Source organism: Tardiphaga robiniae, from assembly GCF_013359755.1.
Taxonomy (GTDB): domain Bacteria; phylum Pseudomonadota; class Alphaproteobacteria; order Rhizobiales; family Xanthobacteraceae; genus Tardiphaga; species Tardiphaga robiniae.
In genome coordinates this window covers 39263-54127 of the sequence record NZ_JABMCJ010000088.1, presented here as the reverse complement: position 1 = coordinate 54127, position 14865 = coordinate 39263, and the positions used below count along the sequence as shown (strand labels likewise).

Below are 14865 nucleotides of genomic sequence, written 5' to 3'. Positions count from 1 at the left end.
TGATCATGAGCGAAAATTTGCTGCGCCAAGTAGCCGCCGAATTGAACAAGGCGCCCGGCGCCGCTGAACGCACACCGCGCATGACGGGGCTGGTCGTGGAAAACAACACGCGCGTCGCAACTGCGGCTGTACAAGACATGGCGTTCGATTCGACGCCCTACGCCTATCAGGCGTGGCTCGCTGGCATGGACAAGCGCTGATGCAGAGCGCAATCGCAGCCCTTGATCTCTGCGCTCTCGCGGATGCTGTTGCTAAAGGCGAAGTCACGTCCGTGAAGGCGACAACGGTGGCGCTGGAACGGCTCGATCTGATCGGCCGCAAATTGAATGCGGTGGTGCGGCTTGACGACGAACGGGCGCTGGATGCGGCCGAAGCCGCCGACAAGTTGCGCGCATCGGGGGGGGCATTGCCGGTACTGCATGGCGTGCCCCTTGCACATAAAGACCTCTTCTACCGTGTCGGTGATCTGTCCGGTGGCGGCTCGAAAATCCGGGCTGACTTTCGCGCTGACGTGACAGCCACGGTGATTGCCCGGCTCGATGCCGCCGGCGCGCTCGATCTCGGCCGGCTGCAACTGGCTGAATTCGCCATGAGTCCGACGGGCTATAACGAATCGTTGGGGCATGCGAGCAACCCGTGGAATCCGGCGCATGTGCCGGGCGGCTCGTCCTCCGGTTCCGGCGTTGCCGTCGCCGCGCGCCTCGTGACCGGCTCGCTCGGGACGGATACTGGCGGTTCACTACGCCATCCCGGCGCGATGTGCGGCCTGATCGGGTTGAAGCCGACCTGGGGACTGGTTCCGACTGATGGTGTGATGCCGCTATCTGCCTCACTAGATTGCACGGGACCTCTGGCCCGCACCGCACGAGATGCCGCGCGACTGCTGTCGGTGATCGCGGATCGCGACTATGAAACGACGCTCGATACGGGTGTGACCGGGATGCGCATCGCAATTCCCGGTGGATACTACCGCGAGCTCATGCATTCGGATGTGGCGACTGCGCTGGACGAAGCTGTGAAGGTGTTGCGGTTGCTCGGCGCCACCGTCGTCGAGACCTCGCCGCCGGACATGGCCTTGATCAACGCGCTGATGCAGATCGTCATGAGCGTTGAGGCTGCGACGATCCATCGCCGCTGGCTGATCGAGCGACCGCAGGATTATGCCGATCAGGTGCGCTCGCGCATCGAGCCCGGCCTGTTCTATCCGGCGACACGTTATGTGGAAGCGCTGTCGCTGCGAGCGCAGATCACCCAGCAATGGATCGCATCCTGCATCGGATCCACCGATCTCGCGCTTCTGCCGGCGATCTCGATTCCGGTACCGACCATCGCGGCGACCACGGAAGGCAACCCCGCCGACGTCGCTGCTGTGATCGGCCAGCTCACACATTGCACCCGCGGCATCAATTATCTCGGCCTACCCGGAGCGTCAGTGCCGTGCGGCTTCGATGCGGCAGGTCTGCCGATCGCGTTCCAGCTGGTCGGCCGCCCCTATGCCGAGGCCGATATCCTGCGCGCCGCTCACGCCTATCAGGGCGCGACCGACTGGCATCATCGCGTCCCCGACGCTGCCGAACTGAACTAGGAAAAAGAGATTCCGAATGCCCATCATCGATATGCACACCCATGCCCTCAGCAAGCGCGTCGAGCCGCTGGTGGCCGGGCACTACGATCCGATGGACAATCCCTATCGCCGCGACATGTCGCCCGCGAGCCGCGAAACTGATGCAGAGCAGGGCAAGCTGCTGCCGGGCTTGATGCTCGACATCGCCAAGCGCCGCGAGATGATGGCGAAGATGGGCGTCGACTTTCAGGTGATCGCGCCGGCACCGGCGCAACAGAACTACTGGGCCGACGAAGATTTGCAATGTGCGCTGTCGCGCGTGCAGAACGAAGACATTGCCGCGCTTGTGGCGCAGGATCCTGCACATTTCGCCGGGATGGGTACACTGCCGATGCGGTTTCCCGGGCGTGCGGTGGAGGAGGCGGTTCATGCAGTCGAGCAGCTCGGCCTGCGCGGATTCCAGATCGATACCCGCGTCGAAAACCTCGAACTGTCCCATGCCGCCTTCGATCCACTCTATGCGCGGCTTACCAATCTGCGCGTACCGCTGTTCGTGCATCCCCTGGGCTTCTCCCATGGCCAGCGGCTCGGCGATTTCTTCATGGTCAACAGCGTCGGCCAGCCCATCGAAGAGACGATTGCGATCGCCCACTTCATCATGGGTGGCATTTTAGACCGGCATCCGGATCTCGACGTGGTTATCGCTCATGGCGGTGGTTTCTACCCATTCTACGCAGCCCGACTGGATCACGCCTGGAAGGTGCGTCCGGAAGTACGCCGGCTCACGGCAGATGCGCCGTCGACCTATCTCAAGCGGCTCTGGTTTGACACCTGCGTGTTCTCTGCGGAGCTGATCGACAATCTCGTCAAGACGGTGGGCGTGGATCGCGTCATGATGGGCTCGGACTACCCGTTTGACATGGGGGACCCCGACCCGGTGGGGCTGGTCAACAAGGCCAAGCTATCGGACACTGATCGTCAGAAAGTCCTGTTCGGCAATGCGAGCCGGCTGCTCAAGATCGGATAAGCTCCTGCCTCGTTGCGGCAAGGTGCGGCACAAGAGGCAAAACCTGCGATGACGATCCACTTTGATTTCGCCAAGCTTAGCGCGCCGGAGCGCTACAAGTTGCTTTGTGGTCTCGTTGTCCCACGACCGATTGCGTTGATCACAACCATTTCCGAGGCTGGTGTGGTCAATGCCGCGCCGTTTTCGTTCTTCAATGTGTTCTCCGAGAAGCCGCCGCTGGTGGTGGTCGGCCTGCAGGCCAGGCCCGACCTGTCGGTCAAGGACACGACCCGCAATGTGCGCGCCAATGGGTTGTTTGTTATCAATATGGTGGATGAGGCCCTCGCCAACGATATGGTCGATTGTTCGATCAGCTTTCCATCTGACATCGGTGAACTGGATGCCCTGCAGCTCCCAATGACGGCTGGCATCAATGTGCCGGTCCCGCATTTGGCGAAGGCGCCTGCGGCACTGGAATGCCGAAAAGTGACAATGATGAACTTTGGCGCAGAACGCGACCTACTGGTCGGAGAGGTCCTGGGCATTCAGGTTCGCGATGGTGTTGTCGACCCCGTCACCTTGCGTACGGACTATGATCACTATCTTCCGGTCGCACGCATCGCGGGAACCATGTATGCACGGATGCAAGATCGGTTCGAGATCAAACCTGACAGTTTAGACACTTGGCAACTCCGCAACCCCCGCTGAGGGAGGTTTTGTCCGCGGAGTGCGTCGGAATGCCGGTGGTAGTTCTCTGCGCGTTCGATTAACCGTCAGAGGTGAGAAATTGCCGCTCCTGCGGTTGCATGGGATATGACTGCTGGATGTATCGGAAAACCGTCATTGTTGTCGCGTGGACTACACTTGCATTGATTGCTTTTGCGACTCTATCACCGATCGGGCTGCGGCCGCATTTTGGCGGCGTCAGCCTTGAGCGCTTCGGCGCATTCGCACTCGTGGGCCTTTTGTTCGGTCTCGCCTATCCCCGCCATCTCTGGCTTGTTCTGACGCTCGTTGGGGGGGCGGCAGTCGGGCTGGAGGTGCTGCAACATCTGACGCCGGACCGGCACGGCGAGGTGCGGGATGCGCTGGTCAAACTTGCAGGTGGCGTCACCGGCATCGGGATATCGCTCGCGCTCCATCAGACCTTAAAGCGATTTATCACCTTAGGTTGAGAATCAGCTGAACTACCTCACTGAGGTACGTCAGTTTTTTCCGCGAATCGCGTTTGGTGAGTTCCAGCCTGTGAAGCGATATCCCGATGCTTTACATCTCGCCCGCTTTAAAAAAAATCACGGTAGCGCTCTACCCGCGCCCCCTCTTTGAGACTGCTAATGGCAGAAATCACACATGTCTCCACATGAAAGTACTTGGCATGTGTAAAAAGACACCGGTACAACTTGAAGGAAGGTGTATGCCGTGGCGTCTACAATTTGGACGAGCCTAAGAAACGTTTCGGCCAGATTGATGTATGGCCGATGACTTTGGTGTGACGTCTCGAAGCGGACAATTCCGTTGCGTGGAGAAGACGTCGATCTCAAAGGACAACGTATTATGCATCGGCGGTACCAGCATTCGAGCATCCCGACCGAAATCATGCGATCGGTTGTCGGTATCTCCGAAGCCGGCAGCATCACCAAGGCCGCGAAGCTGCTCGGCCTGAGCCAGCCGGCCATCAGCTCGCAGATCAAGCGCATTGAGCACGCGGTCGGCGGCAGTATCTTCCAGAAGTCTGCCAACGGCTCATCGACGACAGAACTCGGAAAGCTCGTTCTGATCCAGGCCAGGAAGATTTTGGAGGCGAACGACCAGTTGCTCTTGCTGCGTGGCGCTTCGCCCGAAGATCAGACCATCCGGCTTGGTCTGACCAATTTCTATTCGCAACGCGCAATGGAAGGGATGAGCAAGGCGGCGATGAGCAATGTCTGCATCTATTCAGATAATTCGGCCGAGATCGCGAAAAGCATGCTCGACGGCTACGTCGATGTCGGCGTGTTCCTCAGTATCTCCGAAATGCCCGGGGATGCGGCCATCGATGTCATCGCGCAGCGCGACGATGAATTGACTTGGGTTCGATCCAGGGATTTTACGTTAAGCCCTGGCGCGCCCATTCCGTTGCTGACCTGGCCGGGGCAGATCGTGCATAACGTCATGATTCAGGCGCTTGAGCGCAAGGGAATGATCTATCGTATCGCATTTTCCAGCCCGGACTATCATGCACGGATCGAGGCTGCGAAGGCGGGCATCGGTTTGACCCTGCTGCCAACGGCTCTGATCCCGGCGTCGCTCTTGGCGGCCAATGAGTATTATCTTCCAAAGCTGGCGATACCCAAACTCGTGCTATGCGCGCGCGAGGGTATTCGCAAGAAACACAGCATTCTAATAGAGGAACTACACGTTAAATTCTTCGGTATATAGTTCTCTCATCAGCGCGTATCAGAAAACATGATCACCTCATCAAATCCAATGCCATCATCCAACACAATGCAGGCATTGGAGATGATCGATCCCACCAAGTGGTAGCAGAAGTTGTATAGGTAGTTTTCACGCGGTCTTGCGAAGCTCAGCGCATGTTGAGATTCGATGCCAGCATGAAAAAACTCCTATCGTGTCGACGCGGTTCTTCCGCAGTCGAATTCGCGATGCTGCTTCCCGTCTTTCTGTCGATCGTTTTCGGCATCGTCGTCTTCGGGTCATATTTTGCAGTCGTTCACGGTGTTCAGCAGCTTGCTGCCGAGGCAGCACGTTCCTCTGTCGCCGGGCTGACCGAGACCGAACGTGGCTCGATCGCATCGACCTATGTCACGTCGAATGCCGCGACTTATCCGCTGATCAATGCGTCAAAGCTGAGCGTCAATGCGGCGACATCGTCGTCGAACGCGAACGTCTTCGTGGTCACGGTCAACTACGACGCGTCGACCATGTTCATCTATTCACTTCCTTTCGTGCCGATGCCTCCATCGCAAGTCTCGCGATCTGCCGCCATTCCCTACGGAGGGTTTTGAGCGATGGAACCGATGCGCGCACTTCTCAAGAGGTTTCGCACCGACCAGCGCGGAAATATTGCCATCATGTCTGCGGGCGGCATGATCCTGGCCGTTTGTTGTGCTGCACTGGGTGTCGATATCGGGACCATTGCCGCCGATCGTCGCAAGACGCAGGCTGCCACGGATCTCGCCGCGATCGTTGCGGCCAGCAACTTAAGCAATGCGACAAACGCAGCAAAGGCGGCGGTCACCAGCAATAACTATCCAGCAAGCGCTCTGGTCGGTGTAGAACTCGGAACTTACACAACCAATTCCGCCGTCGCTGCGCAAAGCCGCTTTGTCACGCCAGCGACTGGAACAGCCAATGCGGCGCGGGTCAGTCTTCAGACGGCGACGCCGCTCTACTTCAGCCATTTCTTTACCGGCAGCAACAATTTCACCATCAAGACAACGGCGACCGCAACAACGACGGCCATCGCGTCGTTCTCGATCGGTTCGCGATTGGCATCGTTAAATGGCGGCTTGTTGAATAGTGTTCTCGGATCAATGCTGGGAACGACCCTGTCGCTGTCAGTCATGGACTACAATGCGCTTCTTGGCGCGCGCATCGATGCTTTCACCTTCCTCTCAGCGCTGGCGACGCGCGTCGGTCTGACCGGTGTGACTTATGACACGCTGCTGAATTCGAACATCAAGATCGGGGACGTTCTTGCCGCAGCGCTGAGCGCGCAGCAGGCTACCAATGGCAGCGGCACCGCGACCACCGCACTCTCGACGATATCGCAGGCTTCGGCATCCGTGACGACCAAGATTGCGCCTGGCAAGCTGATCGATGCGGGCCCCTACGCGAACCTGATTGTGGGCGTCAAGCCGAAAGACGGTGTGAGCATCTCGCTTTACGATTTGCTACAGGCAACAGCTGGAATCGCTAACGGCACCAACCAGATCGCCACATCCGTCAATTTAGGTCTGCCGGGCATTGCCAGCGCGTCACTGACGGCGACTATTGGCGCACGGCCACAGGGATCCGGCTGGATTGCCGTGGGCACGCAGGGCGTCAGTGTTCATACAGCTCAGACACGTGTGCTGCTATCCATCCAGTTGATCGGAAGTGGTTCGGCGTCGTTGGTCAATCTACCGGTTTATGTAGAGGTCGCGTCGGGCACAGCGACGCTGAACAAGGTCAGTTGCGGCTATCCCAACGTCAATACATCGAGCGTCACGCTTGGCGTTACGCCGGGCATTGTCGATGCATGGATAGGTAACGTCACTGTAGCCGACCTCAACAATGTTGCGACCAAGCCGAATCCAGGGCCGGCACCGCTTGTGAATCTCCTGGGTATTCCAATTGTGACGGCAAAGGCCCATGCGGGCATGGGCAACACCACGCCGGTCAGCGTCAATTTCAGCTATTCGGATATCACGTCGCAGACGAAGAAGACCGTAAACACGACAAACTTCACGTCGTCCCTGACGGGCAGTCTGCTTGGCGACCTCAACATCAGTGTTCTTGGACTGGGTTTGGCGATCCCGGGTCTTGGTGGACTCGTCACCAGCATCATCAGCGGGGCAACCAGTTCAATCGATCAATTGCTGGCGGCAACGTTGGCAAGTCTCGGCGTCGGAATTGGACAGGCCGATGTGTGGGTATCCGGCATTCGCTGTGACGGTGCAGTGTTGGTGAACTGAATCAGTAACGCGTGAACTTCAATGCCAGCTTTAACAGAAGAGGACTGATAAAATGGGATACGAAGCCGCAATGAACCGCCCCAACGTTAACCGCAAGCGCTCGGTTGTCGTCTCGAAAAAACGCACTAGCGTCAGCCTGGAAGATAGCTTCTGGGCCAGCCTGCAAGCGATCGTTCGCATGGAGAATACCACTATCGAGCACTATATCGAGAAGATTGAGCGCAAGCGCGAAACACCAAATTTATCATCTAACCTGCGTATCGCTGTGCTCGAGTATTTTCAGCAGATTGCTGCACGCAGCTTGACAGCCGGTACGGCCGATCAACCGGCGGCGAGCAGCAATGCCAAGCTGCATGACAACCACAACCAGCTGGCTGAAAAGGTAGCGGCCTATTGGGGGCGTGAGGGATCACAGAATCAGCAGCTGGTCGACTAGGTCAGCTGCTCGAACCTTTCAGTTTATTTGATTTGAGGAAACGACGCGCAGTGCCGCGCGACGTCGTTCGTCGACTATTTTACGACAACGGCCGTTTTGGCCACGGAGCGACAGATGTTTAACCGACAGAGCAAGACCGATTTGCAGAATGCGTTGGCGCAAGCGACCGCCATCAGTCGCTCCCAGGCCATCATAGAATTCAATCTCGATGGCACGATCATCAAAGCGAATGAGAATTTTCTCAAGGCGCTCGGCTACACGCTCGATGAGATCAAGGGCAAGCACCACAGTATATTTGTGGAGCCTGCCGTACACGAGAGTGTCGCTTATCGGGAGTTCTGGGGTAACCTTAACAGGGGTGAATTTCAGGCAGGGCAGTTCAAGCGGGTCGCCAAAGGCGGCAGGGAGATCTGGATCGAGGCCTCCTATAACCCGATCATGGACAAGAGTGGTAAGCCGTTCAAAGTCATCAAATTCGCTACAGATATCACGGCGCAGAAACTCGAAAGCCTCGAAGCCTCCGGAAAAGTGATCGCGATCAGCCGTGCGCAGGCGGTCATCGAATTCAATCTTGACGGAACTATCATTACCGCAAACGAGAATTTCCTGAACACGCTTGGTTACGCGCTGTCCGAAATACAGGGGCGGCATCACAGCATGTTCGTGGAAGCCGGTGAACGCGATGGCGCAGCCTACCGGGACTTCTGGGCGCGGCTCGGCCGGGGTGAGTATCAGGCGGCCGAATACAAGCGCGTCGGCAAGGGTGGCAAGGAAATCTGGATTCTCGCGACCTATAATCCGATTCTCAATGATGCCGGCAAGCCGTTCAAGGTTGTGAAATTCGCGACTGACGTGACCCAACAAAAGTTGCTTGCCGCTGATAGCAACGGCCAGATGGCGGCTATTCGCAAGTCGCAGGCGGTCATCGAGTTTCGCATGGATGGCACCATCCTGACGGCAAACCAGAATTTCCTTGATACGGTCGGTTACACGATCGACGAAATCCGGGACCGGCATCACAGCATGTTTGTCGATCCGATAGAGCGATCTGGCGCGGCCTATGTGGAATTCTGGGCGAGCCTTAATCGCGGGACCTATCAGGCCGCGGAATACAGACGCCTCGGAAAGGGGGGGCGGGAGATTTGGATCCAGGCATCCTACAATCCGATTTTCGATCTGAATGGCAAGCCGTTTAAGGTGGTCAAATACGCTGCCGATATTACGGCGCAGGCCAAGGCCCGCTTGAAAGCGGAGCGCGCTCGTTCCTTGATCGAGTCGGTCGCAGCCGGCAGCGAAGAGATGAATGCATCGATCCGCGAGATCTCCGAGACGATGGTGAAGTCCCGGCAGACGGCAGAATCCGCGGTGCAACAGGTGGAGACGGCGGACATCCAGGCGCAGCGGCTCACCTCGGCTGCACATGCCATGGGAGGCATCGTTGGGCTCATCGGCGACATCACCGGCCAGATCAATCTGCTCGCCCTCAATGCGACCATCGAATCGGCTCGCGCCGGTGAGGCGGGGCGGGGCTTTGCGGTGGTGGCCGCGGAGGTCAAGAATTTGGCCAACCAGGCCAAGCAGGCGACCGACAAGATAAGCAGCGAAATCGAGGCCCTGAACGGTATCTCCGGTGACGTGGTTGGCGCACTGGTCTCGATCAAGCAGGCGATCGAACATGTTAACGAGTTCGTGACCTCGACGGCAGCGGCCGTCGAAGAGCAGAGCACTGTGACCAGTGATATGTCTGACAACATGCAGCGCGCGGCATCTGAACTGGCCTGATGCGCTGAATTTATCGGCTTTGTTGGATCGTCCGTGACTGTGCTATCAATCGCGGATGATCCTGCCGTTCAATGCCGCCACCCGAACAATGATCGAGAATCGCCTAGCCGCATTCACGCGGATCGACGAGGGCCAGTACGCTTCGGGGCTGAAGCGTGCGGCGGTGGCCCTGGTGATGGTTGAAGCGGCGACCGAATTGGAGACCTCGCTGTTGCTGACGTTACGCGCGTCCGGTCTGCGCGCTCACAGTAATCAATGGGCACCTCCTGGCGGTCGCTGCGATCCCGGCGAGACGCCCGTGCAGGCGGCAATCCGCGAGTTGCATGAGGAGCTCGGTCTGCAGCTTACGCCGGACGATGTCGTCGGTGTCCTCGACGATTACCCGACCCGCTCCGGCTATCTGATCACGCCTGTCGTCATGTGGGCGCACGACAGCGTTCAATTGATGCCGAACCCCGATGAGGTCGCCTCGGTTCATCGCATTGCGCTGTCGCAGATCGCGCGGCCGCAGGCGTTCGATTTCGTTGCCATTCCCGAGAGCGACCGGCGCCTGATCCGCTACAGCCATTTCGGCCACTTTATTCACGCGCCGACCGCCGCGCTGATCTATCAGTTCAGCGAAGTTCTTGCGGGTCGCATCACCCGTGTGGCTGAGCTGGAGCAGCCGGTCTTCGCCTGGAAGTGATTCTGCTCCCCGGCGCGACGTGTCAGCGCAGGCAGCGTCCGGCCTTGGAAAGACATTGTTCACCAAACTCATCCAACGTCATTTTAAGCGGGGTATGCTTGACCCGCCTGGGACGGGCGCGGGGCGGCGTCCCGCCTCATTCCTCTGCATGGCCGGCTATGCCGGCTGACATCTCGACAGGTCCCATGTCTCATTTGATTCGCACCTTTACTGCCACTGTCCCGCTCGCGGTATTTTTGTTCATGCCGGTCGGTTATGCGCTGGATTCCGCCCAATTACCGGCAGGCGTTGCCAATGCGATGGCGCAGGGCGCCTCGCCGCAGGCCGTTGCAGAATACCGACACAAGCTTGCGGAATATCAGGAAGCGCGCGCGGCCTTCGATCAGGAGGCCGGTGCCTATTGGGATGCAATCTCTGAGAAGCGAAAAATCCGCAATGCCAAGCGCCGCGACCGCCAGCAGATCACGCTGAATGACTACGTGCTGGAACAGGCGCCGCTTTATGAAGGACCAAAACGTCCGGTGAATCCGGAGCCCGAGGATAGCGATCCGCGCGTCCGCAAGGATCTTCCGGTGGTGGCGGATTTCCTCGCGGCGGCGAGGGAGCAATTTCAGTTCGTGCCGCAGCGGCCTGCCAATGAGATGGAGTTCAAGCGCGCTTATGCTCGTGCCGCCCTGCAGGCCGGGCTGACACGCGACATTGCGGTACGCGTCTATTCCTTCGAGACCGGTGGCAATGGCGGCCATGACATGCAGTCGGGCCTGAATCCGTCACGTCCAGGGTCGCGCGCGATCTCCACCGCTATCGGCTACAATCAGCTGCTCACAGCCAATACGACGACGCTCGTTGCGGAACAGGGGCCTCAGATTCTGAAGGTGCTGACGGAGAAGGCATCTACGCTCTCGGGCTCGCAGCGCAAGGCGATGGATCACAAGATTGCGGTCTTCAAGCGCATGCAGGCGACTGTGCGCACTGTCCCGCAAAACTGGAGCGCGCTTGAGAAGCTCGGCACGACGCCGCAGGGCTGGGCCATGCATGCGCTGGTGCTGGACATGGATATTGGCCCGCAATTGCAGGTCCACAAACTACTGACGTCAGTGAATTTTGCCCGCGCCCGCGGGTTTGATCGCCCGCTCAGCGCAGCCGAGCTTGAGATGATGAATCTCACTGGCGATGGCAACGGCTTCGATATGGTGACCATGCCGCTGGCGATGCGTGAACAGGTGCCGACGGCGAACTTCTTCCAGCGTGGCGGGTATGAGCGCAATCCGGTGGCGATCCGCCACAATACCGTGGCCAAGCTACTCGCAGTTACCAATGCGCGAATGGACAGCAACAGCAATCTGCCAGGCGCAAAAGAATTGGCCGCGGCTTTTTGAGCCACGGCCAATCTAAGCCTCGTAATGTGCGCTCTCTCGCCGGAGAACGGCTGGGCTTATGAGTTGCCCGGATTGAAATCGTCGCTTGGTGCTTCTGCCGGCGCGCCAGCTGCGGCAACGTCGGGGCGAGGACCGTGCGGACGGCGGCGACGACGCGGCGGGAAGCGCTCTCCACCAGCATTCTGTTCGAAGCCGCCTGGAGCAGCACCCGGCTGAGGCTGCGCACCACCCGTGATGAAAGAAGGCAGACGATCGACACCATCGCCGACCGGCATCATCGGCTGCGGTTGCGGCTGATATTGCGGCTGGCCCTGCGGCTGATTCTGCTGACGGTGTTCGCGATTATTGTTCTCGCGGGGCTGATAGGGCTGTTCGCCGCGCTGCTGATAGGGCTGACCACCCTCACGCTGCGGAGGCTGCTCGCGCTGCGCAAAGGGCTGCTGTTGTACCGGCACGAAACCGGGCTCGGCACCGAAGTTCGAGTAGCTCTCGCTCTCGTCATCGTTGTCCTCAGGCGGCATCTCGTTTTCGGTGCGCGGTTGCGGCTGATTCTGCCGGAACTGCTCCTGCGCGGCGGCGATCAGGCGGAAATAGTGCTCGGCGTGCTGATAGTAGTTCTCGGCAGCAACGGGATCGCCGGAGCTGCGTGCATCGCGGGCGAGCTGGACGTATTTCTCTGCGACGTGGGAGGCGGTACCGCGGATCTTGATGTCGGGGCCATTCGATTCGAAGACCCGGGTCATCGGGTTCTGGCCGCGCCGATTGTTATTGTTGTTATTATTATTGTTGTTGCGGTTGTTGTTCCGCATCCGCTTGTTGTTGTTGTTCTGACCGTTTCGCATGTGTCGCCTTCAGTTATCGATCCAGAGTGTCACAGAGCTATGTTTCAAAGAGATGATTGCCGCAGCACATTGCGGGATGCGGACGCGTGAAGCGCCCGAATCGTCGTGCAGACCTTTGCTGCATTGATCTTGCCGTCATTCGCGTTCAACAAAGACGCGTTCCCCAACCGCCCGCTGACCATGCCAGCCGGACCAAATCACCCACCTGCCGAAACAAGGTCAGGCTTCTGTGCGTGAAGTTTAAAGCGCAATATCAGGCTTTCGTTCGCTTTGCGGTCGCGAGCAGCGCAGCTCTCTCAGCCATCGCGCTCAACCAAACCTGCCTGTTGGAACCTTTCACCCGGACGGGCTCTCTAGCGAGAATTCTGGCTTCCTGCCGTAAATCTACGGGGCGAGCCAACCCTGAACCGATGTTGTGACAGGAAGGTAGTCGCTCCCCGGGGATATTCCAAGTGGTTTTTTCTGTCGCAAGAAGGCTTTATCGGGGCTTTTTTTGTCCCGATACCGCCCTGCGAATGCCACCCAGATCGGCTTTGGCCGGCCCCGGCAGGGTTAACCCGGACACCGTCATCAGACCGGCGACATCGTCGCTTTGGTCGTGGCCCACCTCGACCACCAGGAGGCCGCCGGGCACCAGCAACCGGGCGGCTTCGGGGGCGATGGTTCGATAGGCATTTAGTCCGTCTTTTCCACCATCCAAGGCGCGGAGCGGGTCGTGGTCGCGCACCTCGATGTCGAGGTCGGCAATGTCGGCCGAGGGAATATAGGGCGGATTGGAGACGATCAGGTCGAAGCCGCCGGCCAGGGCTGAGGCATAGTCGCAGACAGCGAAATGGGCGCGCTCGATCAAGCCAAGTTGCGCAGCGTTGGAGCGAGCCGTTCGCAGGGCGTCGAGATTGATATCGGTCGCAATGCCGGTGGCGTTGGTTAACTCCGAAAGCAGCGCCAGCAGGATTGCGCCGGAGCCTGTGCCGAGATCGGCGATCACAAGCGGACGGTCACGCGGACCTGTCGCATCGAGAAGTTCGAGCGCCGCCTCGACGAGGGTTTCGGTATCGGGACGGGGCACCAGCGTGTCGGGCGATAGCTGCAGCGGCAGACCCCAGAATTCTTTCATGCCTAGGACACGGGCCACGGGTTCGCCATCGATGCGGCGCTGTGCGAAGCGGGCAAGTTGGGCCGCTTCATTAGACGTCAAAATGCGATTCGCAGCCGAGATCAACCCGGTCAGATCGAGTCCGAGCGCGTCGCCTGTCAGCAAGCGTGCGTCGAGTTCAGCGGAATCGATGCTGTGGGTGCGGAGCAGATTGGTCAATGAGCGTCGTGCGTTCTCGACGCTCTGTCCGGCGAACATGTCGCCGGCGCTCACGCCGCGTCGCCCTGGGCAGCGAGTTGTGCAGCCTGATGCTCTGTCGTCAGCGCATCGACCAGTTCGCCCAACGCTTCGCCGGCAATCACCTGCGGCAGCTTGTAGAGCGTGAGATTGATGCGGTGGTCGGTGACGCGGCCCTGCGGGAAATTATAGGTGCGGATGCGCTCCGAGCGGTCACCGGAGCCGACCTTCTCCTTGCGCTCGGCCGAGCGGGCGGAATCGATACGCTGCTGCTCGGCGTCATAGATGCGCGAGCGCAGGATGTTCATCGCCGAAGCGCGGTTCTTATGTTGCGAGCGGCTGTCCTGCATCATCACCACGATGCCGGTCGGGATATGCGTGATGCGGATCGCTGATTCGGTCTTGTTGACGTGCTGGCCGCCGGCGCCCTGGGCGCGCATCGTGTCGATGCGCAGGTCGTCCTGCTTGATGTCGATATCCACTTCTTCGACTTCGGGCATGACAGCGACCGTTGCCGCCGACGTGTGAATGCGCCCCTGAGTTTCCGTATCGGGCACGCGCTGTACGCGGTGTACACCGGATTCGAATTTCAACTTGGCGAAAGCACCGCGGCCCTTCACCTCGGCGATGATTTCCTTGTAGCCACCCATGGTGCCTTCGGACGCCGAAATCACCTCGACCTTCCAGCCGGCCAGTGCCGCAAAACGCTCATACATCCGGTACAGGTCGCCGGCGAAGAGTGAAGCCTCGTCGCCGCCGGTGCCGGCACGGATTTCCAGCACCACGTTGCGCTCGTCCATCGCATCCTTCGGCAACAGCGCCACGCGGATTTCCTGCGCCAGCGCCTCGATGCGTTCTTCCAGCGCCGGGCGCTCGGCCTGCGCCATCTCGCGCATCTCCGCATCGGTCGAAGTATCGGCGATCATCGCATCGATGTCTTTGATCTCTGCAAGCGCACCGCGATAGGTCTTCACCGCGTCGATCAGCGGATTGAGCTCGGACAGCTCGCGCGTCATCTTCACATAATTCTCGGCGCTGACCTGACCCATCAGTTGTGCCTCGAGCGAGGCGTGATGTGCGAGGAGTACGTCGAGTTTGGTTTCGGGCAGCAGGGACATCGTGGAATCTCGGAGATCGCGGAAAGGGGAAGCGCGTCGTACGG

The 14865-nt window shown here is 59.3% G+C and carries 15 protein-coding genes; 12 read left to right on the top strand and 3 right to left on the bottom strand.

The genetic code is table 11. The features are described 5' to 3' along the window. The first annotated feature begins 5 nt into the window (after positions 1-5). From HP556_RS18555 to HP556_RS18500, 12 genes are all read left to right on the top strand, one after another. The gene (locus HP556_RS18555) at positions 6-200 is read left to right on the top strand and encodes a hypothetical protein (protein WP_175368076.1); all 195 of its coding nucleotides are present in this window, start codon (positions 6-8) and stop codon (positions 198-200) included. Further along, positions 200-1585: an amidase gene (locus HP556_RS18550; RefSeq protein ID WP_175368075.1), complete on the top strand. Its 1386-nt coding sequence runs from the start codon at positions 200-202 to the stop codon at positions 1583-1585. The genes HP556_RS18555 and HP556_RS18550 overlap by 1 nt, the downstream gene beginning before the upstream one ends. 16 nt (positions 1586-1601) lie before the next feature. Beyond that, positions 1602-2591 (top strand): amidohydrolase family protein, encoded by a 990-nt coding sequence (locus HP556_RS18545; protein ID WP_175368074.1) that lies wholly within the window; start codon positions 1602-1604, stop codon positions 2589-2591. 48 nt (positions 2592-2639) lie between these two features. Then, positions 2640-3278 (top strand): flavin reductase family protein, encoded by a 639-nt coding sequence (locus HP556_RS18540; protein WP_120287366.1) that lies wholly within the window; start codon positions 2640-2642, stop codon positions 3276-3278. Positions 3279-3394: 116 nt separating this feature from the next. Then, positions 3395-3745 (top strand): VanZ family protein, encoded by a 351-nt coding sequence (locus HP556_RS18535; protein ID WP_093758154.1) that lies wholly within the window; start codon positions 3395-3397, stop codon positions 3743-3745. A 340-nt stretch (positions 3746-4085) separates the two neighbouring features. Further along, complete coding sequence (locus tag HP556_RS18530; RefSeq protein WP_175368073.1) at positions 4086-4988, top strand: LysR family transcriptional regulator; 903 nt, start codon at positions 4086-4088, stop codon at positions 4986-4988. A 152-nt stretch (positions 4989-5140) separates the two neighbouring features. Beyond that, positions 5141-5575, top strand: a complete 435-nt coding sequence (locus tag HP556_RS18525) for a TadE/TadG family type IV pilus assembly protein (RefSeq protein ID WP_089267729.1) — start codon at positions 5141-5143, stop codon at positions 5573-5575. 12 nt (positions 5576-5587) lie between these two features. Further along, positions 5588-7246, top strand: a complete 1659-nt coding sequence (locus HP556_RS18520) for a TadG family pilus assembly protein (RefSeq protein ID WP_175368072.1) — start codon at positions 5588-5590, stop codon at positions 7244-7246. Between the two features lie 52 nt (positions 7247-7298). Then, positions 7299-7682 carry a ribbon-helix-helix domain-containing protein gene (locus HP556_RS18515; protein ID WP_093757490.1) on the top strand — a complete coding sequence of 128 codons (384 nt, stop codon included), beginning with the start codon at positions 7299-7301 and terminating at the stop codon, positions 7680-7682. 114 nt (positions 7683-7796) lie between these two features. Next, a complete protein-coding gene (locus tag HP556_RS18510; RefSeq protein WP_175368071.1) occupies positions 7797-9464 on the top strand; it encodes a methyl-accepting chemotaxis protein in 1668 nt (555 codons plus the stop codon). Between the two features lie 55 nt (positions 9465-9519). Then, positions 9520-10149, top strand: a complete 630-nt coding sequence (locus HP556_RS18505; protein ID WP_175368070.1) for an NUDIX hydrolase — start codon at positions 9520-9522, stop codon at positions 10147-10149. Between the two features lie 242 nt (positions 10150-10391). Then, positions 10392-11528 (top strand): D-(-)-3-hydroxybutyrate oligomer hydrolase, encoded by a 1137-nt coding sequence (locus tag HP556_RS18500; protein WP_246297815.1) that lies wholly within the window; start codon positions 10392-10394, stop codon positions 11526-11528. Between the two features lie 56 nt (positions 11529-11584). Here HP556_RS18500 and HP556_RS18495 read toward each other — a convergent pair whose 3' ends face one another. From HP556_RS18495 to prfA, 3 genes are all read right to left on the bottom strand, one after another. Next, positions 11585-12370: a DUF4167 domain-containing protein gene (locus HP556_RS18495; RefSeq protein WP_175368068.1), complete on the bottom strand. Its 786-nt coding sequence runs from the start codon at positions 12368-12370 to the stop codon at positions 11585-11587. A gap of 478 nt (positions 12371-12848) precedes the next feature. Beyond that, on the bottom strand, positions 12849-13724 hold the full coding sequence (prmC, locus tag HP556_RS18490; protein WP_175368144.1) for a peptide chain release factor N(5)-glutamine methyltransferase: 876 nt from the start codon (positions 13722-13724) through the stop codon (positions 12849-12851). Between the two features lie 11 nt (positions 13725-13735). Next, positions 13736-14821: a peptide chain release factor 1 gene (gene prfA, locus HP556_RS18485; protein ID WP_068729404.1), complete on the bottom strand. Its 1086-nt coding sequence runs from the start codon at positions 14819-14821 to the stop codon at positions 13736-13738. Positions 14822-14865: the final 44 nt, after the last annotated feature.